A 25,834-nucleotide genomic window follows, 5' to 3' on the forward strand; every position below is an offset into this window, starting at 1 on the left:
CCTGACCGCTGGAGATGGGATGAGAATGATCGACCAGACCTGGGCGGCGCGCGCGGCCTGCGCGGATGCGGAGCCTGACCAGCTCTTCGGAAAGGGCGCGGAGCAGCGAGACGCGCGGACCTTGTGCTTCACCTGCCCTGTGAGGATGGAGTGCCTTGCCGAGGCCCTCGACTCCGAGTCGTCCTTCGGGGTGTGGGGCGGTCTGACCGAGCGTGAGAGACGCGCTCTGCTGCGGCGCTTCCCCGAGGTTGAGGACTGGGGCGAGTGGCTGCGCCGGGAGGACGACGAGCTCGTCGCAGAGATCCACGCCCGCCGGGCCCCCAGGATCCTGGCGCGAGCGCGCTGAGCGCCCCGTCGGCCAGCGCTTCCCGCCAGTCCCGCCGACTCGTAGGCTTGGCGACATGACTACTTGGGAATACGCCACCGTCCCCCTGCTCACCCACGCCACCAAGGCGATCCTCGACCAGTGGGGCGCCGACGGCTGGGAGCTTGTGCAGGTCATCCCTGGCCCCACCGGCTCGGAGAACCTGGTCGCCTATATGAAGCGCCCCCGGGCCTGAACCGCCGGGGCGCCTCGGCGCCCGAGAGCGCCAGCGGAGTCGGCGCCCGAGCCGCCGGGCGGGCGCCGGGCGGGCTCACGGCCGAGGGGCCGACTCGCGCAGAGCCAGCCCCTCGGCCGTTCGTCGTGGGTTGATAGGCGCCAAGGCGCGGGCCCGCCCAGCGGGCGCGGCGGGGCCTCAGCGGGCGCGGCGGCGCAGGCGATCGACGTCGAGCAGCGTGACGGCCCGGCCCTCCAGGCGGATCCAGCCGCGTGAGACGAACTCGGCCAGCGACTTGTTGACGGTCTCGCGGGAGGCACCGACCAGTTGGGCGAGCTCCTCCTGGGTGAGGTCGTGTGGGACGTGCACGCCGTCGTCGGTGGGTGAGCCGAAGCGGTCGGCGAGGTCGAGGAGGGCCTTGGCCACGCGCCCGGGCACGTCGGAGAAGACGAGGTCCGCCAGGGCGACGTTCGTGCGGCGCAGGCGCTGGGCGAGCGCCCGCAGCATGTCCTTGGCCAGGGCCGGGTGGGTCTCGATGAAGCTCATGAGCTGGTTGTGCTCCAGGGCCAGCAGCTCGGTGGGGGCAACGGCGGTGGCCGTGGTGGAGCGGGGGCCCGGGTCGAACAGGGTGAGTTCGCCGACGACCTCGCCGGGGCCGAGGACGGCCAGGAGGTTCTCGCGCCCGTCCATCGAGGCGTGGCCGAGCTTGATCTTCCCACTGAGCAGGATGTAGAGCCGGTCACCGGGGTCGCCCTCGTTGAAGAGGGTCTCGCCGCGGCGCAGGGCGGTCTGCGCCATCATGGCCCTCAGCTCGTCCTGCTCCTCCTGATTCATGCCCTCGAAAAGTGGGATTCTGGAAATCATGCTGTCTTCCACGAAGATCCTCCAGTGCTATCGGTGCGGTGGTACTCGGGCTCGCAACGGCGTCCGATCCCTGCCGGGGGGCTCCCGGAGGTAACTTGGCGAGCGCTGGCGCCTATCCTGCCATGCCTTGTGACATGAGGCACGCAGTCGCGGGTTGTAGTCTCGCAACAGTTGGCGACCAATGCAACGCCGCTCGATTCGGAGGGGATGGATGAGGGAATCGCTCGCGGCGCGGGCCCGGGCTGTTGATGATGAACTCGCGGTGCTCTATCCGGGCGCGCATTGCGCGCTGGATCATGACGGGCCCTATCAGTTGCTGGTGGCCACGGTCCTATCGGCGCAGACCACGGATGCGCGGGTCAATACGGTGACCCCGGAGCTCTTCGCACGCCTGCCTGACGCCGTCGCGTTGGCGGACGCCGATCCGGAGGCGTTGGAGGAGATCATCCGCCCCCTGGGGATGCAGCGCACCCGGGCGGCGCGGCTCATCGGCCTGGGCCAGGAGCTGGCCGATCGCTTCGACGGCGTCGTCCCGCCTGATCGCGAGGCGCTCACCTCGTTGCCGGGGGTGGGTCGCAAGACAGCGCACGTGGTGCTGGGCAACGCCTTCGGCGTCCCCGCGATCACGGTGGACACCCATGTGGGTCGGCTGGCGCGGCGCCTGGGGTGGACCGAGCGGGCCGACCCGTTGCGGGTCGAGCGCGATATTGCGGCGCTGTGGGAGCCCGAGCGCTGGACCGATGGCTGTCACCGGCTCATCGAGCACGGCCGGGCCGTGTGCCGCGCCCGCTCGCCGCGCTGCGGGGACTGCGCGCTGGCCGCTGAGGGACTCTGCCCCCGCGTTGGGGTGTAGCGACGCCCCGCTTGCCGAGACCGGTCGAAAATAGGAGCGAGACCGGTCCACGGACCGGTCTCGCTCCTATTTTCGACCGGTCTCGCTTATAGGGGGTGGTGGGGCGCCGATAGGGTGGGGCCATGCCAGTCGCCATCGCCCGCCCCGGTCCGTGGACCCACCGCGACCTCACCGCCGGTGGGACCCGCTTCCACGCCGCTCTGGCCGGGCCGGAGGACTCCGACTTCCTCGTCCTCCTCCTGCACCCTTTCCCGGAGTGCTGGTGGGCCTGGCGCCACGTCATCCCGCGCCTCGCCGAGGCCGGGCACCGCGTCGCCGCCCTGGACCTGCGCGGATTCGGCGGCTCGGACCGGCCTCCCTCCGGCTATGACCTGCACACCCTCGCCGACGACGCCGTGCGCGTCGTCGCGGCCCTCGGCCACGAGCGGGCCGCCGTCGTCGGCGCCGGCCTGGGTGGGCAGGTCGCCTGGGTCATGGCCGGGATGCGCCCCGACCTCGTCGCCGGGATCGTGCCCGTCGCCGCCCCGCACCCGGTGGCGGTGCGCTCCCTGCTCGGCCGGGCCTTCTTCTCCGGCACCGCCCTGCAGCACCTGTCCCTGCGCGTCCCCGGGCTGGCGGAGCGCACTCTCACGACGCACCGGGGCATGGAGCGGGTCCTGCGCTCCTGGGTCGGCCAGGGCAGGGTGGGCCGCGTCCTGGCCTCCTCCGACTACTACGCCGACCTGCTCGCCCGGCCCGGGGCCGCGCGCGGCCCCATCGAGACCCTCAAGCGCAGCCGGCTGCGCCGCGCCGAGATGACCGCCCTGGCCGCCCCGATCGCGGTGCCCGTGCTGTCCATCCTGGGGGAGAGCGACCCGGTCCAGCCCGCCCAGGCCCATGCCCGGGACACCCACCACGTCTCGGGGCTCATGCGCACAGCGGTGCTGCACGGCGTCGGCCACTTCCCGGCCGAGGAGGCCCCTGACGAACTCGTCGAGGCGATCCTGCCCTTCCTGGCGGAGGTCGCCCCGGCCGCCTGAGGGCGCGCCCTCCCTACGCGATGGCCAGGCTCGCCGCCACGTACACGGCCGTCCCGCCGATGAGTGACAGCCCGATCGAGCGGCGCCACAGGTGCAGCCCGGCCGTGGACGCGATGCCGGCGACGGCGGGAAGCCAGGACGCCGGGGCCAGGCTCACGCCGTCGAGCGTGTAGGCCGTCAGGACGATCATGACGCCCAGCGGCATGGCGTTGGCCAGGAAGGCCAGCAGCGGCGAGCGCCTTCCGCGCAGCAGCGCGAAGGGCGCGAGGCGGCAGGCCAGGGTGATCGCGGCCACCACGACGACGGCGATCGCGATCCCGGTATTCGACAGCGGCATCACTCGCCCCCGTCCCGGCACGTCGCGCCCGGGCCGGCCGCGCACTGGTCGGCCGTCTGTGGGCGGGCCGTCTGCGGGCGGGCCCGGTCCGCGCCGCCGTGATCGAGGCCCCGGCCACCGACGCCCTCGGTGCCAGGCGCGCGACGTTGCCGCACGGCGTACAACCCGACGAGCCCGAGGGCCAGCGTCCCCAGCGCGCTCAGCAGCGCCGCCGAACCGCCCAAGGCCAGGCCCACCGCCCCCGCCATGAGCCCGACGCCCAGGGCCGCGACATCGGGATGGGCGCGCCAGTTCTCAATGGCCAGCACGACAAACAGCGCGGTGAGCACGAAGCCCAGCAGGCTGATCCTCTCGCCGACCGCGTCCGCCAGCCATCGCCCGGTCAGCGCCCCCGCCGTCGCGCCGGCGACCCAGGCGGAGTGGCTGATCACCTCCACGGTGAGCACGTACCGGCCCGTCATCGCGTGGCGGTCCTTGGAGGACAGCAGCGCGTAGACCTCATCAGTGATCGCGTGGACGGCGTACAGGCGCGCCAGGGCCCGGCCTCGCACGCGTTCTAAGGGGAAACTCAGCCCGTAGAAGACATGCCGCCCGGAGACGAACAGCGTCGAGGCGGCGATCGCGCCCAGCGGCACGCCCGCCCCGGCCAGCGGCACGAGCAGCAACTGCATCGTGCCCGAGTAGATGGCGACGCTCCACACCGGTGCCCACCACCAGGCCAGGCCCTGGGCCGCCAGGAGTATCCCCGCGGCCGATCCCAGTGTCAGATAGCCGACGACGATCGGCGTCGCATCGCGGGCGGCGTCCCTGATGCTCGCCATGGCGGCGGGCGCGGGGGCCGTCATGAGGCCTTGCGCACGCGGTCGATGACCTCCTGCTCGCGGCGCCCGGCGCGGCGCGCGGAGTGGGAGACGATCCCGACCATGAGCACCACGATGCCGACTAGGAGGAAGGTGCCGCGGGACAGGTCGAGCCACAGGAACTCCAGGAGGTCCTTGCCCAGGGAGGTGCGGTCGGCCGCCGCGCCGAGGGCCTGCTCAAGGACCCGATGAGTGGCGGCGGGGGAGATGAGGCCGGGGATGCCCGCCAGCGCCGTGAGAGCGCCCACGAGGATCGTGCCTAGGGAGGAGCGGCGCGCCATCCACAGCCCGATGCCCAGGCAGAGGGCGCTCAGGGCGATGACGATGACCCCGTTGACGCTCATCGCACCCTCGGGGTTGCGGGCGGCGGTGGTCCCGAAGGAGTGGCGCGCCGAGTGCCCGAAGAACCAGGACAGGGGCAGCAGAACGACGGCGATAAGGATCCCCGCCCAGTGCGCTCCGAAGCGAGAGGCGGGCTTGCCGACGACGGTCGAGCCATCCAGCAGCACGTCGTCGTCGACGTCTGGCTCCTCATCGACGAAAGCCGGCTTGCGGGCCTCCGCGCGACGACGGCGCCGGACGGGGGCCGCGGCGGGTGAGGCGGCGGAGGCGGTGTCGTCCTCGCCGTCGGAGGCGCCCGGGGCGATGACGGAGGACCAGTCCGGGGCGGCCTCCTCGGGCGAGGCCACCGGCGCGGCCGTCGAGGAGGGCAGCGGCGGCGCGGGGGGAAGGGGGCTGGAGGAGGGGTCCGGCGTCCAACTGGACTTGCTCGTCCAGTGCGAGCCGGAGGGCTCCGGCTCGTCCGGGGCGCTGGCCGCCTCGACGCGCAGGGCGGGGGTTCCAGCGCCGGGCGTGGGGGCGGAGCCGCCGGTGAGCGCGCTGGTGGCGCTAGTGGGACTGGTGGCGCTAGAGGCGCTGCTCGCGCTGGCGGCGCTCACGGGGGCGCCAGCGATCCCGGCGTCATCGGCGCTCGCGGAGGCCCCAGCATCGTCCACGGCCTGAGAGCCGTCCCTTGCGGCGTCCTCGACCGGGACCGTCTGCGGGAACAGCGAGCGGCGCCGCACCGCAGTCGACTCCCGCTCATCATCCGGGTCGCGGGGGCGGCTGCGGCGCCGGATGGGGGCGCCGGGAAGCGGGGGAGGGACCGTGACGGCCTGCGCGGTGGCCTCGGGCTCCGTCATGACGGGCTCGTCCGGCGGGGCCCCGGCGGCGGCCGGCTCAGCGCCGTCGTCGGCCATCCCGCCCGCGGCCTCCTCGTCCCCGGCCTCCTCGCTCCGCTGGGCGCGGGCGGCCTGGGAGGCCTCATACTCGGCCTCGATCTCCTCGTCGGAGCGGAAGGGGTCGGAGGCCGGGCGCCCCATCGGGTAGGTCGCGGGGCCCACGGCCAGGGCCTCCTCGTCCAGCGCGGCGAAGCCTTGCCCGGCGTCGTCGGCGTCGTCGGCAGCGGCGCCCTGATCGTCCTGGATGTGCCCGTCGCGAGGGGCTCCCTCAGCGTCCCGCGTCTCCTGGCCGCGCCGCGCGGCGAGGGCCGCGCCGGTGCCAGGGGGGATCGCCCCGGGCAGCCCGTCGGGAAGGGAGGGGCCGCCAGTGGTGATGATCTCGCCGTTGTCGCCGACGATGGGCGCCGGGGCGGGCAACTCCAGGGAAGGAGCGGACTCGCCGGCCGAGTCGAGGGGCTCGATGGTCTGCTCCGGAGTGCTGGCGCTGCCGAACTCATCGGGCTGGTCGGGACGATGGGTGGTCACGGGGCCTCCTTCTTCGGGGCCACCGTAGTGGCGGGCGGGCGCCGAGCCCGGGAGGCGTGCCGGTGGCCCGCGGATCGCGCGCTCGCGGGCGTGGGCCCGGCTGCGGAGCCCGCCTAGGCCTCCAGGGCGACGGCGCGCTGGTCGGCCCAGGACTCCTTCTCATCGGCGATGCCCTGGCGGCGCGCCACATGGGCCCCCCAGCCGATCGCGCTCACGACCGCGCCCAGCATGAGCACGGCGCTGGCCGTGGGGTCGGTGGTCAGATGGGGCACCAGCGCGCTCTTGCCGGAGGCGGACGCGGACAGGAAGGCCGGGAGTGCCCCGATGAACACGATCGGGCCCGCCACCCTGGCGCCCAGGGAGGAACGCGTGACGCCGGCGCCCGCCCCGATCGAAGCGAGGAGGATGCCGGCCAGAGCCCACGGGGAGACGGGCGCGTCACCGCTGGCGACGATCGCGGGGTGGGCCCGGTCCGCCAGGGCGATCGAGGCGAGTGAGCAGACGGTCACCCACGCCAGGGAGAAGAGGTGGTCATTGCGGCGCGACGGCGGGGCGGTGGGAGTGCTGCCCTGCTCCTGGTCCAAGCGCCCCAGGCGCGCGGACAGGCGCGCCCACGCGCGCCCGGTGCGGCGCGCGTGGCGCAGGCCGAGGGAGCCGCCGATCAGCAGGCCCGCCAGGATGAGCACGGCGCCGGTGGGGATGAGTTGGCGGGCCCAGGCATGCGGCGCGGAGGCGGCGCGCCCGCTGGAGGCGAGGATGGCCGCCTGCGCGGCGAGCGCCACGAGGCCGCCGATAAGGCCACCCAGGGAGGAGCGCCGGCCGAAGGCGGCCTGTACCGCCGTGCTCACGATGACGAGCGCTATGAGGAGCCCCACCCCAACGAACAGGCGGCCCTGCGAGGAGGCCTGGCCGGCGAGCCCGGTCAACGCCAGGGTGAGGGGCGCCACTGCGGCGCCCAGTGCTGCGGCGGCGATGTGGTCGAGGCGGCGCCCGCGCGGCGCGGGGGAGCCCATGGGGCTGGTCTGGGAGGCGGGGGCGGGGTCAGCGGCGGGAGGGGGCGTGGGAGCGCCGGTGGCGGCTCCACTGCCCGGTGGCGACACCGCGCTGGGATGAGCGCCCTGGGGATGGGATTCCGAGGAGGTCACGGGCTCAGAGTAGTTCCAGGAGGCCCGTAGAGTGGCAGCGTGATCACCATGGGAGCGAGCATCGGCCGGTCGTCGGGCGCCTCGGGCGGGCGCCCGGGCGGCTCCGCGGTCCCCGCTGGGACCGGTGGGGCGCGGCTCACCGGCGGCGCTGGCGGCGCTGGCGCGCCTTCCCGAAGCGCGGCGGGCGCCGGGGTGGGAGGCGCCGAGCGCGCCCTCGTCAGCGCCCTGGCGGCCATCGCCGAGGACGCTCGCGTCGCCCGGGCGCAGGAGGCCGTGCGCGAGGCCAGCGCGGAACTGCGCTGGCACGAGGCGCTTCGACGGCGCTGGCGCGAGGCTCGGGCGGAGGCCGCCATCCGGGGGGCCATCGCCTCGGGCGCGATCGAGGGAGCGCTGGTGAGCGCATCCACGCTGCGCGAGCAGGTGGCCGCGGGCCGCCTGGAGCGGCCGCTGAGCGGGGACCCCTCGCTCGACGCCGTCGCCGGGATCTGGCGCGCGGGCGTGCGATTGACCGGGTTCATGCCGGACCTGCGTGGGCAGGGCCGGCCCGCTGAGCCCTCCCCACGATCCCTCCTGGCCGGCCTGCACCGCGATCTCGCGGGCCCGCTGGCGGCCTCGGGGGCCATCGGGCTCGACGAGGTGGCCGTGCCGCGCACTGCGCTCCCGCCCGGCAGGGGCGGAGCGGCGGGCGAGAATGGCGCTGACGGCGTCGCGGGCGCGCGGAGCAGCGGGGGGGCCGTCAGCTCTGTGGCGCTGGGGGCGGCGCCGCGCGAGGGAGGGCCCGGCATGGCCCCCCGGGGCAGGGCCCTGGCCGAGCGGCTCGACGCGCTCCTGGCGATCATCGCCGCCCCCGGCGTCCCGGCGCTGGTGCGCGCCGCTGTCGTCCATGGCGAGATGATCGCCGCGCGACCCTTCACGGCCGGTAACGCGGCACTCGGCCGCCTCCTCGTGCGCCATCTCATCACCCGCGACGGACTGGAGCCCACGGGCGTGGCCGTCCCCGACGCCTACGCGCGCCGCGCCCCCGGGGCCTACAGCGACGCGGCGGCCTCCTACGCGCGAGGCGACGCCGAGGGCGTCATCGCCTGGACGATCTGGCAGGCCGAGGCGATCCTCGTGGGCATCACGGAGGGCGTCGAGCTGTGCCGCGCCATCCAGGCGGGGCGGACGGGGTGAGCGGGCGACGGCGCAGCGCCTGACGCCGCCCGGCCGCGCCGGGGCGCGGCCGGGGGCACCCAGAAGCGCCCGGCCACCGTCGCGGCGAGTTGCGGTGGGGTTGCGGCAGGGCGCGGCGGAAAGCGCGCTGGAGGGCGTGGCCGGGGGCGCGGCGGCCGGGAACCACATGCGCTCGGACGCGCCTCCTCCGGCCCCCTATGTGGAGGCCATCACCGCGGGTGATCCCCGGTGGGCGACCCTGGAGCGGTACCGCGCCCCGCCGATCCGTCCGCGAAGGAGCCCACCATGAGACACGCCGCCCCCCGCTCCACCCATCCAGGCCTCCCTGCGCTGCGCGGCCGTCCGGGAGCGCCCGCCCCCGGCGCGCGCGGCGCCGGTGGTGCCGGAGGGCCGGGAGGCGTCGAGGGCGGGCGGCCCCGCGAGGAGGATCCCGTTGACTGGCCCCTGGGTGAGCATGAGGAATGGGGATCCTCGGCCCCGGGGGGATCCGCGGGGGACGCCCTGGCCGACGGCGTCGTCGTCGCCGTCCTGCTCCGCCCCGGCCACCAGGGTGGGCCCCCTGAGGAACCACTGCCCGGATGGGCCGCCGACATCGTGCTGGCCTGCACGGGCCTGGAGCCTCAGGCGCTGGTCTGCTCATATCCCGAGGCGCCCCGGGCGGCTTCCGACCTCGTCCAACGCGCGCGAGCCCTGCGCCGCCGCACAGGCGCCACCCACGCCCTCATCCTCGTGCCCGACGACCTCCCCGCCCTGGCGGAGAGCCTGTCGCAGCGCCCGGACATCTCCGCCGCCACGCTCCACGAGGCGCTCGACGCCCCGCAGTCCGGTGCGCTCGCCTCCCTCATCATCGCGACCGGGCACCCGGGGCGCGCCCGCGTCATCGCTCTGACAGGGGCCAGGGGAGGACTGGGGACCACGACGATCCTGCTGCTCCTGGCTCGCGCCATGGCCGCGGCGGGGCGCGGTGTGGCCATCGTCGACCTCGACCCCGCGGGCGGCATCGACCTCATGATGGGGGAGGGCGTCCGGCCCGGGCTGCGCTGGCGGGACCTGCCCGAGAAGGAGGGCTCTTACCACCCCGAGCGCCTCGCCGAGGCCCTGCCGCGATGGTCGGGGATCCGCTTCCTGACCGGTGACCCCCGCGGCGGCCCGGTGAGCGCTCCGCAGGCCGCTGCCGCGCTCGCGGCGATCGAGGCCTGCCACGACGTCGTCCTGGTGGACCTCCCCCGGGGCGCCGAGCCGCCGCCAGAGGCCGAGGTCGTCATCGTCATGGGATGCGATGTTCGCTCAGCCGAGGCCGCCGAGTCCATCGTCGCCCGCCTGGGCGGGGGCGAGCCGGGCCCGGAGGATGGCGCCCGCCCGGTGGCCGGGAGCCTGGGGCGGGAGCGCGCTGAGGGGCCGCGATGCCTCGGCCTGGTCCTGCGCCAGATCGGGGAGGACCTCGCCCCCGAGGAGATCACCGGGCTCACCGGCGCGAAGGTGCTCGGGCGGGCGCCGTCGGACCACTCGGTCGCCTCCCGCATCGCCCGGGGCGACGACCCCGCCCGCAGCCGCGGGCCCCTGCGTCGGGCCATCCGCCCACTGGCCGCCCACCTCCTGGAGGGCGACGACGCCGTCCTCTCGCGAGCCCCCTGGGAGGCTGAACTGGAAGAGGGGCGGCCATGAGCCCGGAGCCCGCCCTACGCGGCGCCCAGCGCCCCGGCCACGGCACCGCCCCGGACCTCGCCCGCGTTCGTGGCGCCCTCGCCCGGGGTGCGGGTCTGGGGCGGGCACTCAGCGAGGGGGCCGCCTCCACCACCGGCGCCACGGGGATCGCCTCCCTCACCCGCCTCGTCCACGCCGACGTCGACGGCGCCGGGGCGGCCCTCACGCCCCTGCTCGAGGCTGAGGGCGTCACCGATGTGCTCGTCGGCGGCGGGATGACCTGGATCGACCGCGGCAGCGGCCTCGAGCCCGTCCCGCAGGCGCGCCTGGACGAGCCCGAGGCCCGGGCACTGGCGGTGCGCATGGCCGCCTCGGCCGGGCGCCGGCTCGACGACGCCGCCCCGATCGTCGACGCCACCCTGCCCGACGGCACCCGTCTCAACGCCGTCCTCCCACCGCTCAGCGCCGACGGCACCCTCATCTGCCTGCGCACGAAGCGCCGCCGCGCCTTCACCCTGCCCGAGCTCGTCGAGGCCGGCACGATCGCCCCCGGACTCGATCGGATCCTCGCCGCCCTCGTGGAGCGGCGCGCCTCCTGCCTCATCACCGGCGCCACCGGGACCGGCAAGACCACTCTCCTCGCCGCGCTCCTCGGGCTCGTGCCCGCCGACGAGCGGATCGTGTGCATCGAGGAGGCCAGCGAGCTCGCCCCGGACCACCCCCATGTCATCCATCTCCAGGAGCGCGGGGACAACGTCCAGGGCGTCGGCGCCGTCCCCATGACCGCCCTCGTGCGAACCGCCCTGCGCATGAGGCCCGACCGCATCGTCCTGGGGGAGTGCCGCGGCCCCGAGGTCCGTGATGTCCTCACGGCCCTCAACACCGGCCATGAGGGCGGGTGGGCCACCCTCCACGCCAACTCCCCGGCCGACGTCCCCGCCCGCCTCACCGCGCTGGGGGCGCTCGCGGGCCTCGACGAGATCGCGGTGGCCGCGCAGGCCGGTAGCGCCCTCGACGCCGTCATCCACCTGCGGCGCGAGGCCGACCCATCCGGGGCGCGTCGTCGCGTCTCCTCCCTGGGGCTGCTCTCCCGTGAGCGGGATGGCCGCCTGGCCTGCCACGAGGCCCTGCGCATCCAGCCCGATGGCGCCATGGAGGCGGCGGCGGCCCACGAGGGGCTCTTGGCGCTGACCGGGGGAGCGGGCGCCCTGGCGGGTGGCGCTCGTGGAGCGGGGGAGGGATCATGAGCGGCGCGGCCGGCGGCTCGACACCCCTCCTCACAGCACTCCTCGCTGCCACGGCGGTGGCCGTCCTCCTCCTGCCCGCCCGCCGCGAGATGCGCCCGCCGCCCGGGGTCTCGGGCGAGGGGGTCTCGGGCGCGGGAGGCTCAGCCGGTCGGGGAAGCGCGCGCGGCACCGCCGCAGGGGGCCGGGCGACTGCGCGAGCCGGCCGGGGCCGCGCGGGGGGAGCGGACATCGGGCTCACCCTCACCGAGGTCGCAGCCCTGCTGAGGGCCGGGGCCACCCCCGATCGGGCCTGGTCACGGGCCCTGAGCCGCTCGGGAGTCCCGGAGGACGCGGGCCTCATCCCCGCCGACGACGGCGTCCCGCCCGCCCTAGCCTCCCTCACATGTGGTCCCGCGCCCTCCTGGTTGCCCAGGCGCGACGCGGGCCGCTGGTCGTGGCGGCCGCCTCTCAGAGGAGCGGTCGCGGCGGACCAGGCCATGCGCGCCGCCGTGCCCGGAGCCGTCGCCGCCTGCCGCCTCACCCGAGCCCTGGGCTCGCCATTGGCCGGAGTGCTGGAGTCCGTCGCCGAGGGCGTCTCAGAGGCGGGCCGGGCCCGGGCCTCGCGGCAGTCCGCGCTCTCCGGGCCCCGCACCACCGCGCGCCTCCTGGCCGGTCTGCCGCTGGTGGCGCTTGCCCTGGGGGCGCTCGTCGGGGCCCATCCCGAGGACCTTCTCCTGGGAGGGTCCTGGGGGAGCGCGCTCGGTCTGGCCGGGATCGGCCTCATGGTCGTCGGACACCGCCTCACCCGACGGCTTGAGCGCGCCGCCATCCACGGGCCTCCCGCGCCGGGTCGATGGGGCCGGGGCGGGAGGTGGGGCCCGGCGCGGCGCGAACCGGTTGACGAGGCTCTCGTCCTCGACCTCGCCGCGGCCGCCCTTGAGGCGGGCGCCTCCCTGCCCGGGTCCCTGGGGGCCCTCGGCCAGGCGCTCGGCGAGGATCAACTCGGCGTCGTCTCCCGCGCCCTCCTCATCGGCGCGAGCTGGGGGGAGGCCTGGGACGCGCCGCAGGACGCCGCTTGGAGGGCCTCGCGTGGTCGCCTCGAGCACTGCCTGCGGCCCGGCTGGGAGGACGGAGCATCGCCGTCGTCGCTGTTGAGCCGCACGGCCACCTCGATCCGGGCGGGGCGGCGCGCCTCCGATGAGGAGGCCGCCGAGCGCCTCGCCGTCCGCCTCGTCATCCCCCTGGGCCTGTGCCATCTGCCCGCTTTCGTGCTGCTGGGCATCGTCCCCGTGGTCGCGGGTGCCGGATTGGACATCCTGGCCGGATGAGGGAGGGCAGACTGGGCGCATGAGTCCCCTCCGCCTGCCGCCGCCCACTCGCGCCGTGCTCGTTGATATCGACGGCGTCCTCGTCGACCACCGCCGCGCCTCCGACCGCGCCTCCTACCTGTGGGCCTCCGGCCTGGAGGGCTGGGAGCTCGGCCCGCGGGAGACCGCCGAGCTGTGGGAGGCCATCGACCGGCGCCACTTCGCCCGCTACCAGGCCGGCGAGCTCGACTTTTCCGGCCAGTTGCGCGAGCGGGTGCGCGAGTTCGTGCCCGGCGGGAGCGCTCTCAGCGATGCCGAGGCAGATTCCCATATGGCCGCCTACCGCGCCATCTATCGCCGTTTGTGGCGCGCCTACGACGACGTCCCCTCCTTCCTGGCCCGACTGGAGGCCCTGCGCGCCGCTCGCGAGCAGGCCGCGGCCGCCGGCGGGCCCGCCACCCCGCTGGCGGTCGCCTACCTCACCAATGGCGACGCCCCCAGCCAGGAGGAGAAGCTCGCCGCCGTCGGCGCCCGCGTGGCCGGCTGGGAGATGCTGGCCTCGGCCCAGATGGGTGCCACGAAGCCCGATCCCGCGATCTTCTTCGCCGCTTGCGCGCGCCTCGGCGTGGCACCGGCCGAGGCCCTCATGATCGGCGACGACGTCGGAGCCGACGTCGACGGCGCCCTGGCCGTGGGGATGCCGGTAGTCCACCTGCGGCGGGGCGATCAGGGGCCGTCGCGCGCGGTCCCCACCGTCACGAGCCTCGACGAGATCGAGTTCTGAGCCCCGGCTCGGCGCCCGCTTAGCGCCCGCCGTCGTCCTGGCGCCGCTCCCGGCCGCCTCGCCCCGGAAGGTGATTGCTGGCACGATGGGGCCATGGCATTGTCGAAGAAGCAGCTGAGCCAGGACGAGGTCATCGTCCGGCACATGCATACCCACCTCAAGGTCCTCCTGTGGCGGATCATCGCGCAGGTCGTCCTCATCGCCGTCGGCATTGCGGCCTCGATCCTCCTGCCGGGCGACTGGTCTCCGTGGAGCCACCTCGCCGTGTGGGTCGTCGTCCTGGTGGTCTCGGTGCCCGTGTTCCTCCTGCCCTGGTTGGTCTGGGCGACGACGACCTACACGATCACCTCCAAGCGCGTGATCACGCGCTCGGGCATCCTCAACAAGCGCGGCCATGACCTCCCGCTGTCGCGCATCAGCGACGTCCAGCAGAACCGGGCGCTGACCGACCGGATCTTCGGGGCGGGCACCCTGCGACTGGAGACGAGCGCGGGCGACCCCCTCATCCTTGAGGACGTCCCCAGCGTGGCAATGGTGCAGGTCGAGATCTCCAACCTGCTGTTCAACGACATTCAGGGCGCGATCGACGCCGATCCTGACCACTGAGGCCGCTGAGGCCCCTGGCCCGGCCGCGCCGCAGTGGCCTCGGCCCGAGCGTATGACGGATCCCCGTACCGGGCGGTACGGGGATCCGTCATACGTGGTGAGCCGCGCGTGGCGGAGCGTCAGCCGATGGTCTCGACGACGGCGACGGCCTGGGCCACGCCGGTGAGGGTGGAGGCGATACGCACGGCCTCCCAGACCTGCTCGGTGCTCAGGCCCTCGCCGCGAACGGTGGCCTCGTGCGAGGTGATGCAGCGCTCGCAGCCGTTGATCGTGGACACGGCGAGGCTCCACAGCTCGAAGTCGACCTTCTCAACGCCGCCGGCAGTGCCGATGATGTTCATCCGCAGGCCCATGCGCTCGTTCTCATAGGCGTCGCCCAGGAAGTGGCGGGTGCGGTAGGCGACGTTGTTCATCGCCATGATGGAGGCTGAGCCCAGGGCGGCATTGATGGCCTCCTCGCTCAGGTGGGCGCGGGCGTCCTCGAGGACCTGCACGAGGACGGACTCGTTGCGGGTCGCGGCGGCGGCGGCCACGAAGGTGCCCCACTGCTGCTGCTCGGTGAGCGTGGAGGAGCGGGACAGGGTGGACAGGTTGAGGGAGAGGTCCTTGGCCCACTCGGGCAGGGCGGAGCGGAGGTTGTCGATGCTCATATCTGTGTTCTTTTCTTGTCAGGGCTCGTTTGTGCGGGGGGGGGGGCTCAGTGGGCCATCTCGCCCAGGGCGTCGATGGTGGCGGCGCCGGCCTGCCAGTTGCAGGCGCACAGCTCGTCGGACTGGAGGGCGTCGAGCTGGCGGAGGGTCTCGTCGGTGTTGCGGCCCACGGAGTCGGAGGTGATGGACACCGACTGGATGACGTTGTTGGGGTCGATGATGAAGGTGGCGCGGTCGGCGACGCCGTCGGCGTTGAGGACGCCCGTGGCGGCGGCCAGCTCGCGCTTCAGGTCCGAGGCCATGGGGAAGGGCAGGTCCTGCAGCTTCTCGTGGCTGCGGCGCCAGGCGTAGTGGGTGTACTCGTTGTCCACCGAGACGCCCACGATCTGGCAGTCGCGGTCCTCGAAGTCCTGGTAGAGGTCGCCGAAGGCGGAGATCTCGGTGGGGCACACGAAGGTGAAGTCCTTGGGCCAGAAGAAGACGACGCGCCAGGTGCCGGCGGGAACGGTGGAGGAGACGGTGGTGAAGTAGTCCTCGGGCTTGCTGGCCTCGACGTCCTTGAGGTTGCCGGGGACGACGGCGGTGAGCTCGTAGGTGGGGAACTGGTCGCCGATGGTGAGAACGGCCATGGAAGAACCTCCTGGATGTGATGAAGCGCTGCTAGACCAGAGGGACGCCCTCTGTTCAGTCCTAGGGTACGGCCCCAGACCGATAAGTGCAACACCTATATATCACATCATTGGTCAACCCCACCTATTTCCGAGACCGGTCGATATCACGAGCGAGACCGGTTCTCGAACCGGTCTCGCTCGTGATATCGACCGGTCTCGGCGAGGAGGGGGAGGGGCGCGGGGTGGCGCGCGCCACCGTGAATCGCGAGACCTGAGCGCCACCGCGGCGCGGCGGGGATTTAGCATCGTTGGATGCGATCCCCCCGACCGGCCCAGAGTGCCCTGGCGCATCCGCGCGCCAGGGGCCTCGCCCTCGCGGTCGCGTGCTTCGCCGGTCTCCTCGCGCTGTGGTGGGCCTTCGTGGACACCTTGCCGGGACAGTTCCTCGAGGCCGCCGCTCTGGCGGGCTCGGAGATCGGCTCGCACCGGGTGGACGGGCATGCGCGCATGGTCCTCTCGGCCATCTCAATGCCGGCGGCGGTGCTGCTCGTCGTCGTCATCCTGCTGGTCGGCCTCCTGCGGCGCAGTCACCGGCGCGCCCTGTGGGCCCTCGTCGCCGTCATCGGGGCGAGCGCCAGCGCGCAGGTCCTCAAGCACTGGATCCTCTTCCGCCCGGACTACGGCATCACCGCGCGCTGGGACAACGCCAACACGCTCCCCTCGGGGCACACCGCGATGGCGGCGTCGGCCGCGGTGGCGCTCATCCTCCTCGTGGACGCCCGCTGGCGGGTGTCCGCAGCCTGGCTCGGCGCGGCGATAACGGTGGCGATGGGCTATTCGACGCTGGTGTGCCAGTGGCACCGACCGGCTGACGTCATGGCCGCCGTGCTGCTGGCGGTGGGCTGGGGCGCGCTCGCGGTGGCCGGTGGCGCGTGGAATGACGCGGGGCCCTCCTCCCACGCGCCCCCCGACGGCGCCGATCGCGGGGCCGGCCCGGCACCGGCCCTGGCCGCTCTCTGGCTTCTCGGGGCGTTCGGCGCGGCCCTCGCCCTCGCCCTGGGCCTGTGGGTGCTGACCCGCATGGACTCACCCCTGGGCCGTTGGGAGTACTTCGCCTCCTACGCCACCGGATCGGTCGCCCTCGTGGCGGCGAGTTGCCTGTCCATGGCGGGGCTCGTGGCGCTCGCGCCCGACGGCGAGGCTCGGGCTCCGTTGGCCCTGGAGGCTCCTTAGGCCTTGGGGCTTGGGCCTACGGCCTTGGGGCTTGGGCCGCCTCGTCATCCCCTCCATCCACTCCGAACTCACCGGCCACACCGGCCTGGGCGCCGCCGTCGCTTTCGCACCCACAGGTGCGCTCCGCACCCACAGGTGCGCTCTGCACCCACAGGTGCGGGCAGGACGCACCAGTGGGTGCTAACAGCACCGCTCAGTGTGGAACGCACCGCTGAAGGCTCCGCGAGCGCGCACGCCGCCCGGCCCGCCCTACTCGACGTCGGCGGCGGGCAACTCCACGGTGAACACCGTCCCGTGGTCGGCCTCCTCCGTGCTCGTCTCCACCGTGAGGGCGCCCCCGTGCGAAGCGACGATCGCCAGCGCGATCGACATGCCCAGACCCGTTGAGCCCGTCGAGCGCTCCCGGGAAGCGTCCCCGCGGGCGAAGCGAACGAAGATGCGATCCCGCATGGACTCCTCGATCCCCGGGCCGTTGTCCGCCACTCGGATCACCAGGCGCTTGCCGTCCCGCTCCAGGGTGGTGGTCACGCGCGTCCCCGCGGGCGTGTGCACCCGGGCATTGGCTAGCAGATTGACGATCACTTGGCGCAGGCGCGCCTCCTCGCCCTCCACGATCGCGGGAGTGGGCTCGAAGTCCTCGGCCTCGTCCTCACTCATGCCCTCCGGGGGGTTCAGGATCGCCAGGTCAAGGGACCACTCGTGGTCAGGGCCGGCCGCCCGGGCGTCGGCGACGGCGTCGACGAGGATCCCCACCAGATCCACCTCCTCGCGGGCCACCGGGCGCCCGGAGTCGAGCCTGGCCAGCAGGAGGAGGTCCTCGACGAGCGCCGTCATCCGCAGGGACTCCGAGTGGACCCGGTCTAGCGCGTAGGAGGCCTCCTCCGACAGCCCGAGCGGGCCCGCCGCTTGGCTCGCGTCTCCGGGCGTGCCGGTTCCACCGGGGTGCTCCCGCTCCCCGCTCCCGCGCCGTATGAGCTCGGTGTAGCCGCGAATCGAGGCCAGGGGGGTGCGCAGCTCGTGGGAGGCGTCGGCGACGAACTGGCGCACCTGGGTCTCCGAGCGCTGGCGCGCCGCCAGGGCGGAATCGACATGCCCTAGGAGCGTGTTGAGGGCCCCGCCGACTTGGCTGACCTCTTGCGAGGTCGCCAGGTCGGCGTCGTCGACCCGCTCGTCGATGCTCACCTCGCCGCGGTCCAGAGGCAGGGAGGCGACGCGCTGGGCAGTGCACGCCACCCGCTCCAGGGGCGCCAGCGAGGAGCGCACGAGGGCGCGGCCGCTGAACGCCGCGATCGCCGCCCCCGCCAGGGCGATGAGCCCGAGGAAGAGGATCTGGCCGCGCACCAGGTCGTTGTCCTCCTCCATGGACAGGCCCGTGATCACCTTGTCCCCGGTGCGGCTGTCGTGCTCCACGAGCACCCTGTAGACGCCGAGTGAGTCGATGCGCACGCTCACCGGCTTGCCGGTGTCCTTCAGGTCCAGCAGGGAGGAGACCTCGGCGGCGCTCAGCGCGCGATAGGTGCCGTCGTCGCGGATGTAGCCGGCCGTGATCGCACGGGACGTGGCCGGGGTGCTTCCGCCCGCCTGCTCACCCGCGATGACGGCGGTCAGCGTCCCCGCCCGCTGCCCCACCGCGTCCAGGCCCTTGGGCACCGAGTGGTCGTGATGATCGGGGGGCGTGGAGCGCGTCCCGTTATCCGCCTCATCCTCGTTGGGCACCACCTCCAGGGTCTGCTCGGGGACGTCCCCGTGGCGCCGGAACTCGACGCGGTTCGCGGCCGCCCGCACCTGGCTGTCGAGGCGCTCGATGAGGCCGTTGCGCAGGGATAGCGTGGAGATGGCGCCGATGACGGCGGCCATGATGAGGACGATGCCCAGGACGCCCGCGACCAGGCGCGTGCGCAGGGAGCGGGGCCTGCTCACCCCTGGGTCCCGGCGCCCGCCCCGCCCGGGCCCGCCGCGCGCTCGGAGCGCTCCTGGGCCTCAGTGGGCTTGAGGACGTAGCCCACGCCGCGCATCGTGTGGATCATCGGCTCGCGGCCCTTGTCGATCTTGCGGCGCAGGTAGGAGATGTAGAGCTCGACGATATTCGCCTGGCCCCCGAAGTCGTAGTTCCACACCCGGTCCAGGATCTGGGGCTTGGACAGCACGCGGCGGGGATTGCGCATGAGGAAGCGCAGCAACTCGAACTCGGTGGCGGTCAGGCGGATCTCGGTGTCGCCGCGCCAGACCTCGTGGGAGTCCTCATCCATGCGCAGGTCGCCGACCGCCAGGATGTTGGCCGGCTCGGCGGTCGAGGCCCCGGAGCGGCGCAGCAGGGCGCGCAGCCGGGCCACCACCTCCTCCAGGGAGAAGGGCTTGGTGACGTAGTCGTCGCCCCCGGCGGTCAGGCCGGCCACGCGGTCCTCGACCGCGTCCTTGGCGGTCAGGAACAGCACGGGGACGCCCGGGGTGTGGTCGTGGATGCGGCGCATGACCTCCAGCCCGTCGAAGTCGGGCAGCATGATGTCCAGGACGACGACGTCCGGCTGGATCTCCTTGGCGGCGCGCACCGCGGCCACGCCCGTGGAGGCGGTCGTCACCTCCCAGCCCTCGTAGCGCAGGGCGGAGGCCAGGAGATCGGCGAGCATCTGCTCATCGTCGACGACGAGGACGCGGACCGGTGAGCCATCGGATCGGGTCAAGGTCTCGGCGGGAGTACTCATATCGCCTATCCAACACTCCTTCCCTGTGTCTGCGCTGTGAAACTGTGACCATTTCCAGGATGACTCAGGCTGTCCTCACTTGAAGTGAATCGGGCTTCGATGGAATCGAAGCCCTACACCCTGACGGAAGTGACTCCACTGGAAACGACCATCGGGAACCGCCGCTACTTCGACGCCGAGGACGTGTTCTTCTCCTCGACAGATGACAAAGGCGTCATTCGCGCCGCGAATGAGACATTCCTTCAGAGGTCTACGGACGGGTGCGCGCCGCCGAGCGAGAGCGAATGGACTCGGGTGCCAACCGCCGCGAGGGGGCCGAGGGCCCCGCGGCCGAGATCCTGGGCGGGGCCCGCCGCGTCGAGGCTTCCAGCGACAGCCTCGTGGGCCGTATCGGGGACTTCCGGGAGGTCGTCTCCTCCCTGGGGGCCTGGCTCGACGGCGCGGAGTCCATCCGAGACCGCACCCAGCGCGCCGCCGCCCTCGTACGGGCTCTGGCCAGTGAGGATCCGGAGTCGTCCGCGCCCGGGCTGGCTGAGCGGATCATCGAGCGCTGCGAGCGGGCCGCCATCGCCGTGACCGGTCTGAAGGATTCCGTGGCCTCCTTCACCGATGCCATGGAGTCGATGTCCTTCAGTGCCGCGCTCATCCGCCTGCACACCCTCGTGCTGGGCGCCTACGCCGCCTCCGTCGTCGACGGGGCCGAGGCCGGCGAATCCCTCGCCATGCACGAGCTCGTGCACGGCCTTGAGGCCGACCTGAGCACCGACGACGAGGCCCTGGGTGGCGCCATTGAGCGGATGCGGGCCGCTCTCGCCGCGCTCAACTAGGCGCTGCGCCGTCGAGCGGTGATCCTCGTGACGGCGCCCGCACCGCTTCGATAACGATTCGGTAGCAGTGTTGAGGGGTTTTGCCGGATACTGTGTCTGAAAAGCGACCTTCGTTGGTAGGTTTCTGCTGGTCGGCGGCTTCCCGTGCGCGTCGGCTTCCTCCCTGGGATAGCAGCAAAGGACATCTACGTTGGAATCGCAGATCGGCTACGAGAGATTCTTTGACCCTGAGGACATCTTCTTCTCGACCACCGGCCCCAAGGGCGTCATCCGCCGCACGAATCGGACCTTCGACTCCCTGTCGCGCTACTCGCGGGACCGCCTCCAGCGCGCGCCGCACAACATCGTCCGCCACCTGGATATGCCCGCGGGCCTGTTCAAGCTCATGTGGGATGACCTGGGCGCCGGGCGGCCCGTGAGCGCCTATGTCCTCAACCGCGCCGCCGACGGCGTCGACTACCGCGTCTTCGCCACCATCGTCCCGATCCGTGACGGCTTCCTCTCCGTGCGCACCAAGCCCCTGCGCGAGGGCGCCCAGCGCGCCATCGAGGAGGCCTACCGCCGCGTGCGGGCCCGTGAGCGCGAGTTCGCCGGCCGGGGTGCCTCCCGCTCCCAGATCGGTGAGATGGGTGCCGCCGAGCTCGCCGCCGAGCTGGCCGGCCTGGGCTACCCCGCGCTTATCGACGCCACCCGCGCCTTCCTGCCCGCGGAGGTCAGCGCCCTGGTCTCCCAGGGTGTGCGCGTCCCGGACTCCACCGGCGTGAGCGGGCCCGTCGCCGACATCCTGCGCGCCGCCGCGGACCTCGAGCGCTCCACCAACCGCCTCGTCTTCCAGCTCGAGGAGTACCTCAGGCTCTTGGGTTCCCTGGAGGCAACGAGGGACTCGATGCTCCGGGTCGCCGAGCGCGTCGAGCTCACCGGCCGGGTCCTGGGAGCCCAGGCCCGCACCTCCTGGCAGCGCACGCGCAGCGACGAGATCGCCGAGCGCGTCGTCGAGTTGGCCGGCCAAGCCGCCCCCGCCCTGCGGGCGCTGCCGAGGCGGATGAGCGCGGCCCGGGACGGCGTCCTCGACCTGCGCTTCTCAGTGGCCCTCATGCGGCTCATGACCCTCATGGTCGGGCGCTTCTCCCGCTCGATCCTCGACGGCAGTGAGGAGGACCCGATCGGCTCCATCTCCGACCTGTGCGAGGCCCTGCACTCCGTCGTCGGCGCCATGGACGCCGTCTGCGCCCGCGCCCGCCAGGCCGCGGAGACCCTCGACGCCGATCTGCGCGCCGTCACCCCCCAGATCGATCGGATCACCCGCCGCACCCGCCAGTGGGTGGATGACAAGGCGGCGACGCGCGCCGTGACCCCGGCCGACACCATCGACCAGGACATGCTGGAGGTCCGCTCCTTCGCCCAGCAGGGCGCGCCCGAGGTGCGGCCGATGGCGGCGCTGGCCGCCGAGTGCCGCACGATCGACCTCCCCTTCGACTCCGCCGCCGCCCATCAGCTCATCGGCTCCATCATCACCGCGCTCGGCCAGCTGTCCTGACCCCGGGCGGTCCGCCGGCCGGGCGGGGAGCGCCGGGCGCCGATGGGTTAGAGTCGGCTCGGGCGCCCGCAAGGGGCGTCGAGGTTGTGCCGTCCGCTGCTGCGCGCGCGGCGGTTTCCCAACGTCGCAGGAAGGTTCCCCCGTGCCCCGCAAGCTCGTCATCGTCGAGTCCCCCAACAAGGTCCGCTCGATCGCCGGATACCTGGGCCCCGATTTCGATGTTGAGGCCTCCGTGGGCCATATCCGCGACCTCGCCCAGCCCTCCGAGCTGCCGGCGGCGGAGAAGAAGGGCCCCTACGGGCGCTTCGCCGTCGACGTCGAGGACGGGTTCAAGCCGTACTATGTCGTCAACCCCGACAAGAAGAAGACCGTCACCCAGCTCAAGAAGGCCCTCAAGGAGGCCGACGAGCTCTATCTGGCCACCGACGACGACCGCGAGGGCGAGGCCATCGCCTGGCACCTCCTGGAGGTCCTCAAGCCCAAGGTGCCGGTCAAGCGCATGACCTTCACCGAGATCACCAAGGAGGCGGTCACCCGCGCCCTGGACTCCACGCGGGACATCGACTCCCACCGCGTGGACGCCCAGGAGACCCGCCGCATCCTCGACCGGCTCGTCGGCTACGAGGTCAGCCCCGTCCTGTGGCGCAAGGTCCGCGCGGGCCTGTCCGCCGGGCGCGTGCAGTCCGTGGCCACCCGCCTCGTGGTGGAGCGCGAGCGCGAGCGCATGGCCTTCGTGCCCGCCGGCTACTGGGGCGTTGAGGCCCGCCTGAGCACGGGCCTGGGCGGGCTCGATGAGGCCGCTCGCGCCGAGGGCTCCTTCACCGCCCGCCTGGCCGCTCTCGACGGGCGCCGCGTGGCCACCGGGCGCGACTTCACCGACGGCGGCGAGCTGACGGCGTCGGCCCGCAAGGCGAGCACCGTCCACCTCCACGAGGGCGCGGCCAAGGCCATCGCCGAGGCCGTCATGCGCGCCGTCCCACGCGTGGCCGAGGTGGAGGAGAAGCCCTACAAGCGGCGTCCCGCCGCTCCCTTCACCACCTCCACCCTCCAGCAGGAGGCCTCCCGCAAGCTCCGCATGAACCCGCGTGAGACCATGCGCGTGGCGCAGGGCCTGTACGAGAACGGCTTCATCACCTACATGCGCACCGACTCCACGGTGCTCTCCGGCCAGGCCGTGGCCGCCGCCCGCGCGCAGGTCGCCGAGCTCTACGGGCCCGAGTACGTGCCCGCCAAGCCGCGCGTCTACGCCGCGAAGACCAAGGGCGCCCAGGAGGCCCACGAGGCCATCCGGCCCGCCGGCGACCACTTCCGCACCCCCGCGCAGGTCAGCGGCGAGCTCAGCGGCGCGCAGTTCCGCCTCTACGAGCTCATCTGGAAGCGGACCGTCGCCTCGCAGATGGCCGACGCCGTCGGCTCCACCGCAACCGTCCGCGTGGAGGTGCCCCTGGCGCCCGCCGATGGCGGCTCGCGCGACTCCGGGCACACCTTCTCCACCGCGTCCCTCACCGCCTCGGGCACCGTCATCACCTTCCGCGGATTCCTGGCCGCCTACGAGGAGGGGCGCGACGCCGAGCGCTACTCCGAGGCCGTCGCGGGCAGTGCCGGTGAGGCCGTGAGCGGCGGCGAGGTTGGCGGCGCGGGCGCCGGGGGCGCTGCGGGTGCTGGGGCCGGTGGTGGGGGCGCGCAGTCGCGCGAGGCGCGCCTGCCCGCCATGATCGCCGGGCAGGAACTCGCGGCCCTCGGCGCCGAGGCCGCCGGGCACGAGACCACGCCGCCCCCGCGCTACACCGAGGCCTCCTTGGTCAAGGCCCTGGAGGAGCGCGAGATCGGCCGCCCCTCCACTTACGCCGCCACCATGTCCACCATCTCCGATCGCGGCTATGTCGATCACCGGGGACAGGCCCTCGTGCCCACCTGGCTGGCCTTCGCCGTCACGCGCCTGCTGGAGGAGAACTTCGCCGAGCTGGTGGACTACGACTTCACCGCCTCCATGGAGGCCGACCTCGACCGCATCGCCGCCGGGGAGGCCGACCGGGTCGCTTGGCTGGCCCGCTTCTACTTCGGGGCGGACGGGGCGGGCTCGTCGGGGGCCGCGCGGGATGCTGGGAGCGCCGGGGGAACGGGCCAGGATGGCGAGCGCGGCCTGCGCGCCATGCTCGACACCCTCGGCGAGATCGATGCCCGGGCCATCAATTCCGTGCCGATCGGCGAGGGCATGACCCTGCGCGTGGGCCGCTACGGCCCTTACCTGGAGTCCGACGACGGCAAGCGCGCCAACGTGCCCGCCGACCTCGCCCCGGATGAGCTGACCGTTGAGCGCGCCCGTGAGCTCTTCGCCCGCGCCGCCGACGACGGCCGCGAGCTCGGCGTCGACCCGTCCACCGGCCACACGATCATCGCCAAGGACGGGCGCTACGGGCCCTACGTCACTGAGGTGCTGCCCGCCCCGGAGGGCGGGGCCGACGCGGAGGAGGCGTCGTCGTCGGGGGCGAAGAAGAAGCGGACCACGAAGAAGGCTGCCGGGCCCAAGCCGCGCACGGCGAGCCTGCTGAAGTCCATGGACCTGTCCACCGTCACCCTGGAGCAGGCGCTCGACCTGCTGAGCCTGCCGCGCGTGGTGGGCCAGGATGCCGAGGGCGTGGACATCACTGCGCAGAACGGGCGCTTCGGGCCGTACCTGAAGAAGGGGACGGACTCGCGCTCCCTGGCCACCGAGGAGCAGATCTTCACGGTCACCCTGGAGGAGGCGCTCGCGCTCTTCGCCCAGCCCAAGACCCGCCGCGGCCAGGCCGCCGCGCGCGGGCCCCTGCGCGAGCTCGGCACGGACCCGGCCACCGGCAAGCCCGTGGTCATCAAGGATGGGCGCTTCGGCCCTTACTTCACCGACGGCGAGACGAACGTGACGCTGCGCCGGGGTGATGACCCGGCCACCGTCACCCCCGAGCGCGCCTACGAGCTCCTCGCCGAGAAGCGCGCCAAGGGCCCCGCCAAGAAGCGCGCCACCCGCAAGACCGCCACGAAGAAGACGACGACAGCCAAGAAGAAGTCCCCCTCCGCCGAGACCGGTCGAAAATAGGAGCGAGACCGGTCGAAAATAGGAGCGAGACCGGTCCTCGCGAGGGTGCGCACGAGTGCGGCTGGGCGAGCAACGGCATGGAGGCGCTCACCGGAAAGCCGTCAACGAGCCGTTCCACGGGCAGTTACAGCGCGGCCGGCCTCAAGGTGGGAAATCGAGCGGGGGCACGCCGTCGCGCTCAGTTCGCAGGGGGGAGCCTTGGTCGCCCTGGGATGAGAATCCTCTGCACGACGACCACCCCAAGGACTCGAAGGGCAACGAGTTGCCGGCACGGCTGGAGGGCAGTGCTGTTCTCGGTGGAGACCGGTGGCGCTAAGGTGCAGGTCTGGTCGGCTGATGAATCCGGTGAGGTTGTGAGTGAGTTTCTTGAGGATGGATGGTACGAGCGGTGTGGTTGGCTCGTGCACCGTCGCCGTGCTGGAGACCCACCCTGGTCGGTCCGGGCGTGCGCCGGGCAGCCAGACCAGCTGGGCGCTGCTGCACATCAGCTGGCCTCCTCATCCCATCACCAGCCCCAACGAGACGGCCACGACCGGTGCGAGCGCGAGGCCATCCGCCACCCCCGGCGCCACCACGGACAAGGGCTGACCGGACCGCCTCCACCGGCCGCCTCACCCCGGACCTGACGATGCCGCTGACTTCCCGGGCGGGCATCACCGTCTCCCCGGCACGCTGCAATGAGCCGGGCGTCCTCGCCGGCGGCTCCACGGTCGTCAGCGGCGACGACGGCGTGGTGACGAACAACGGTCAGTCCTCGGTGATCAACGACCGTCACGGTGCAGGCCTCTACACCGACGGCAAGTTGAGCATCACCAACAACGGCGACGGCACAGCGCTGGTCGTCTCGCCGACCCGGAACCGCACCGTGAAGGCTGAGCCGCTGCCCAAGGCGCCGCGCGTGGGACGCTTCCCCAGCATCGATGCCGCCAAGCCGATCGAGTCCTGCGGAACGGTCGTCACCCTCACTGATGGTGTCCTGTTGCCGCCCTCCGGGACGCTGCGCCGGGGGTGATGACCCGGCCACCATCACGCCCGAGCGCGCCACGCGCTCCTCGCCGAGACCGGTCTCGCTCTTAATTTCGACCGGTCTCGCTCC

The 25,834-nt window shown here is 73.3% G+C and carries 24 protein-coding genes; 15 read left to right on the plus strand and 9 right to left on the minus strand.

Annotation, left to right across the window (positions count from 1 at the left end; genetic code table 11):
- Positions 1–19: 19 nt before the first annotated feature.
- Positions 20–346, plus strand: coding sequence for a WhiB family transcriptional regulator (locus tag GVV76_RS01790; protein ID WP_159522696.1), 327 nt, complete (start codon positions 20–22; stop codon positions 344–346).
- 55 nt (positions 347–401) lie between these two features.
- Positions 402–560, plus strand: a complete 159-nt coding sequence (locus GVV76_RS01795; RefSeq protein ID WP_095532457.1) for a DUF4177 domain-containing protein — start codon at positions 402–404, stop codon at positions 558–560.
- Positions 561–737: 177 nt separating this feature from the next.
- Here the strand turns inward: GVV76_RS01795 and GVV76_RS01800 are convergent, their stop codons facing one another.
- Entirely contained in the window at positions 738–1,403 is a 666-nt protein-coding gene (locus tag GVV76_RS01800) for a Crp/Fnr family transcriptional regulator (RefSeq protein ID WP_413227734.1), read from the minus strand.
- A 211-nt stretch (positions 1,404–1,614) separates the two neighbouring features.
- Here GVV76_RS01800 and nth point away from each other — a divergent pair, with 211 nt between their 5' ends.
- The gene (gene nth / locus GVV76_RS01805) at positions 1,615–2,256 is read left to right on the plus strand and encodes an endonuclease III (RefSeq protein WP_328703512.1); all 642 of its coding nucleotides are present in this window, start codon (positions 1,615–1,617) and stop codon (positions 2,254–2,256) included.
- Between the two features lie 122 nt (positions 2,257–2,378).
- Positions 2,379–3,275 (plus strand): alpha/beta fold hydrolase, encoded by an 897-nt coding sequence (locus GVV76_RS01810; RefSeq protein WP_159624516.1) that lies wholly within the window; start codon positions 2,379–2,381, stop codon positions 3,273–3,275.
- 13 nt (positions 3,276–3,288) lie between these two features.
- Here the strand turns inward: GVV76_RS01810 and GVV76_RS01815 are convergent, their stop codons facing one another.
- From GVV76_RS01815 to GVV76_RS01830, 4 genes are all read right to left on the minus strand, one after another.
- Positions 3,289–3,612: a branched-chain amino acid transporter permease gene (locus tag GVV76_RS01815; protein ID WP_201288693.1), complete on the minus strand. Its 324-nt coding sequence runs from the start codon at positions 3,610–3,612 to the stop codon at positions 3,289–3,291.
- The gene (locus GVV76_RS01820) at positions 3,612–4,457 is read right to left on the minus strand and encodes an AzlC family ABC transporter permease (RefSeq protein WP_236263151.1); all 846 of its coding nucleotides are present in this window, start codon (positions 4,455–4,457) and stop codon (positions 3,612–3,614) included. The genes GVV76_RS01815 and GVV76_RS01820 overlap by 1 nt, the downstream gene beginning before the upstream one ends.
- Positions 4,454–6,217, minus strand: a complete 1,764-nt coding sequence (locus GVV76_RS01825) for a hypothetical protein (RefSeq protein WP_159624520.1) — start codon at positions 6,215–6,217, stop codon at positions 4,454–4,456. The genes GVV76_RS01820 and GVV76_RS01825 overlap by 4 nt, the downstream gene beginning before the upstream one ends.
- A 113-nt stretch (positions 6,218–6,330) precedes the next feature.
- Positions 6,331–7,362 carry a hypothetical protein gene (locus tag GVV76_RS01830; protein WP_159624522.1) on the minus strand — a complete coding sequence of 344 codons (1,032 nt, stop codon included), beginning with the start codon at positions 7,360–7,362 and terminating at the stop codon, positions 6,331–6,333.
- Between the two features lie 39 nt (positions 7,363–7,401).
- Here GVV76_RS01830 and GVV76_RS01835 point away from each other — a divergent pair, with 39 nt between their 5' ends.
- The 6 genes from GVV76_RS01835 to GVV76_RS01860 all read left to right on the plus strand — a co-directional run bounded on the left by GVV76_RS01835 (position 7,402) and on the right by GVV76_RS01860 (position 14,102).
- Complete coding sequence (locus GVV76_RS01835) at positions 7,402–8,535, plus strand: cell filamentation protein Fic (RefSeq protein ID WP_159624524.1); 1,134 nt, start codon at positions 7,402–7,404, stop codon at positions 8,533–8,535.
- 285 nt (positions 8,536–8,820) lie between these two features.
- The gene (locus GVV76_RS01840) at positions 8,821–10,200 is read left to right on the plus strand and encodes a cellulose synthase operon protein YhjQ/BcsQ (protein WP_159624526.1); all 1,380 of its coding nucleotides are present in this window, start codon (positions 8,821–8,823) and stop codon (positions 10,198–10,200) included.
- Positions 10,197–11,426 carry a TadA family conjugal transfer-associated ATPase gene (locus GVV76_RS01845; RefSeq protein ID WP_159624528.1) on the plus strand — a complete coding sequence of 410 codons (1,230 nt, stop codon included), beginning with the start codon at positions 10,197–10,199 and terminating at the stop codon, positions 11,424–11,426. Before GVV76_RS01840 ends, GVV76_RS01845 begins: the two co-directional genes overlap by 4 nt.
- Positions 11,423–12,733 (plus strand): hypothetical protein, encoded by a 1,311-nt coding sequence (locus tag GVV76_RS01850; RefSeq protein ID WP_159624530.1) that lies wholly within the window; start codon positions 11,423–11,425, stop codon positions 12,731–12,733. The genes GVV76_RS01845 and GVV76_RS01850 overlap by 4 nt, the downstream gene beginning before the upstream one ends.
- 19 nt (positions 12,734–12,752) lie before the next feature.
- The gene (locus GVV76_RS01855) at positions 12,753–13,496 is read left to right on the plus strand and encodes an HAD family hydrolase (protein WP_159624532.1); all 744 of its coding nucleotides are present in this window, start codon (positions 12,753–12,755) and stop codon (positions 13,494–13,496) included.
- Between the two features lie 93 nt (positions 13,497–13,589).
- Positions 13,590–14,102, plus strand: coding sequence for a PH domain-containing protein (locus GVV76_RS01860; RefSeq protein WP_159522715.1), 513 nt, complete (start codon positions 13,590–13,592; stop codon positions 14,100–14,102).
- A gap of 119 nt (positions 14,103–14,221) precedes the next feature.
- Here GVV76_RS01860 and GVV76_RS01865 read toward each other — a convergent pair whose 3' ends face one another.
- Positions 14,222–14,752 (minus strand): carboxymuconolactone decarboxylase family protein, encoded by a 531-nt coding sequence (locus GVV76_RS01865; protein WP_159522716.1) that lies wholly within the window; start codon positions 14,750–14,752, stop codon positions 14,222–14,224.
- 47 nt (positions 14,753–14,799) lie between these two features.
- The gene (locus GVV76_RS01870) at positions 14,800–15,381 is read right to left on the minus strand and encodes a peroxiredoxin (protein WP_159522717.1); all 582 of its coding nucleotides are present in this window, start codon (positions 15,379–15,381) and stop codon (positions 14,800–14,802) included.
- 294 nt (positions 15,382–15,675) lie between these two features.
- On the opposite strand from GVV76_RS01870, the gene GVV76_RS01875 reads away from it, so the two are divergent.
- Positions 15,676–16,596, plus strand: coding sequence for a phosphatase PAP2 family protein (locus GVV76_RS01875; protein WP_159624534.1), 921 nt, complete (start codon positions 15,676–15,678; stop codon positions 16,594–16,596).
- A 249-nt stretch (positions 16,597–16,845) separates the two neighbouring features.
- Here the strand turns inward: GVV76_RS01875 and GVV76_RS01880 are convergent, their stop codons facing one another.
- Together GVV76_RS01880 and GVV76_RS01885 are read right to left on the minus strand one after the other, a co-directional pair.
- Complete coding sequence (locus GVV76_RS01880; RefSeq protein ID WP_201292173.1) at positions 16,846–18,516, minus strand: sensor histidine kinase; 1,671 nt, start codon at positions 18,514–18,516, stop codon at positions 16,846–16,848.
- Positions 18,513–19,298, minus strand: coding sequence for a response regulator transcription factor (locus GVV76_RS01885; protein ID WP_159522719.1), 786 nt, complete (start codon positions 19,296–19,298; stop codon positions 18,513–18,515). The genes GVV76_RS01880 and GVV76_RS01885 overlap by 4 nt, the downstream gene beginning before the upstream one ends.
- Before the next feature lie 284 nt (positions 19,299–19,582).
- Between GVV76_RS01885 and GVV76_RS01890 the strand changes: the two genes are divergently transcribed.
- From GVV76_RS01890 to GVV76_RS01905, 4 genes are all read left to right on the plus strand, one after another.
- The gene (locus tag GVV76_RS01890) at positions 19,583–20,125 is read left to right on the plus strand and encodes a hypothetical protein (RefSeq protein ID WP_159624537.1); all 543 of its coding nucleotides are present in this window, start codon (positions 19,583–19,585) and stop codon (positions 20,123–20,125) included.
- A 190-nt stretch (positions 20,126–20,315) separates the two neighbouring features.
- On the plus strand, positions 20,316–21,662 hold the full coding sequence (locus tag GVV76_RS01895) for a diguanylate cyclase (RefSeq protein WP_159624539.1): 1,347 nt from the start codon (positions 20,316–20,318) through the stop codon (positions 21,660–21,662).
- Positions 21,663–21,804: 142 nt separating this feature from the next.
- Positions 21,805–24,738 carry a type I DNA topoisomerase gene (topA, locus tag GVV76_RS01900; RefSeq protein ID WP_159624541.1) on the plus strand — a complete coding sequence of 978 codons (2,934 nt, stop codon included), beginning with the start codon at positions 21,805–21,807 and terminating at the stop codon, positions 24,736–24,738.
- Between the two features lie 628 nt (positions 24,739–25,366).
- Positions 25,367–25,750, plus strand: a complete 384-nt coding sequence (locus GVV76_RS01905) for a hypothetical protein (RefSeq protein WP_159624543.1) — start codon at positions 25,367–25,369, stop codon at positions 25,748–25,750.
- Positions 25,751–25,834 lie beyond the last annotated feature (84 nt).

It is taken from the genome of Actinomyces sp. zg296 (genome assembly GCF_009829695.1).
In the GTDB taxonomy this organism is placed as follows: Bacteria; Actinomycetota; Actinomycetes; order Actinomycetales; family Actinomycetaceae; genus Actinomyces; species Actinomyces marmotae.

Excerpts from the sequence above, each read along its gene's own strand:
- GVV76_RS01790 (WP_159522696.1), top strand. The coding sequence starts at position 20 with ATGAGAATGATCGACCAGACCTGGGCGGCGCGCGCGGCCTGCGCGGAT.
- GVV76_RS01795 (WP_095532457.1), top strand. The coding sequence starts at position 402 with ATGACTACTTGGGAATACGCCACCGTCCCCCTGCTCACCCACGCCACC.
- GVV76_RS01800 (WP_413227734.1), bottom strand. The coding sequence starts at position 1,403 with ATGATTTCCAGAATCCCACTTTTCGAGGGCATGAATCAGGAGGAGCAG.
- nth (WP_328703512.1), top strand. The coding sequence starts at position 1,615 with ATGAGGGAATCGCTCGCGGCGCGGGCCCGGGCTGTTGATGATGAACTC.
- GVV76_RS01810 (WP_159624516.1), top strand. The coding sequence starts at position 2,379 with ATGCCAGTCGCCATCGCCCGCCCCGGTCCGTGGACCCACCGCGACCTC.
- GVV76_RS01815 (WP_201288693.1), bottom strand. The coding sequence starts at position 3,612 with ATGCCGCTGTCGAATACCGGGATCGCGATCGCCGTCGTCGTGGTGGCC.
- GVV76_RS01820 (WP_236263151.1), bottom strand. The coding sequence starts at position 4,457 with ATGACGGCCCCCGCGCCCGCCGCCATGGCGAGCATCAGGGACGCCGCC.
- GVV76_RS01840 (WP_159624526.1), top strand. The coding sequence starts at position 8,821 with ATGAGACACGCCGCCCCCCGCTCCACCCATCCAGGCCTCCCTGCGCTG.
- GVV76_RS01845 (WP_159624528.1), top strand. The coding sequence starts at position 10,197 with ATGAGCCCGGAGCCCGCCCTACGCGGCGCCCAGCGCCCCGGCCACGGC.
- GVV76_RS01850 (WP_159624530.1), top strand. The coding sequence starts at position 11,423 with ATGAGCGGCGCGGCCGGCGGCTCGACACCCCTCCTCACAGCACTCCTC.
- GVV76_RS01855 (WP_159624532.1), top strand. The coding sequence starts at position 12,753 with ATGAGTCCCCTCCGCCTGCCGCCGCCCACTCGCGCCGTGCTCGTTGAT.
- GVV76_RS01860 (WP_159522715.1), top strand. The coding sequence starts at position 13,590 with ATGGCATTGTCGAAGAAGCAGCTGAGCCAGGACGAGGTCATCGTCCGG.
- GVV76_RS01865 (WP_159522716.1), bottom strand. The coding sequence starts at position 14,752 with ATGAGCATCGACAACCTCCGCTCCGCCCTGCCCGAGTGGGCCAAGGAC.
- GVV76_RS01870 (WP_159522717.1), bottom strand. The coding sequence starts at position 15,381 with ATGGCCGTTCTCACCATCGGCGACCAGTTCCCCACCTACGAGCTCACC.
- GVV76_RS01875 (WP_159624534.1), top strand. The coding sequence starts at position 15,676 with ATGCGATCCCCCCGACCGGCCCAGAGTGCCCTGGCGCATCCGCGCGCC.
- GVV76_RS01885 (WP_159522719.1), bottom strand. The coding sequence starts at position 19,298 with ATGAGTACTCCCGCCGAGACCTTGACCCGATCCGATGGCTCACCGGTC.
- GVV76_RS01890 (WP_159624537.1), top strand. The coding sequence starts at position 19,583 with ATGGACTCGGGTGCCAACCGCCGCGAGGGGGCCGAGGGCCCCGCGGCC.
- GVV76_RS01905 (WP_159624543.1), top strand. The coding sequence starts at position 25,367 with ATGCCGCTGACTTCCCGGGCGGGCATCACCGTCTCCCCGGCACGCTGC.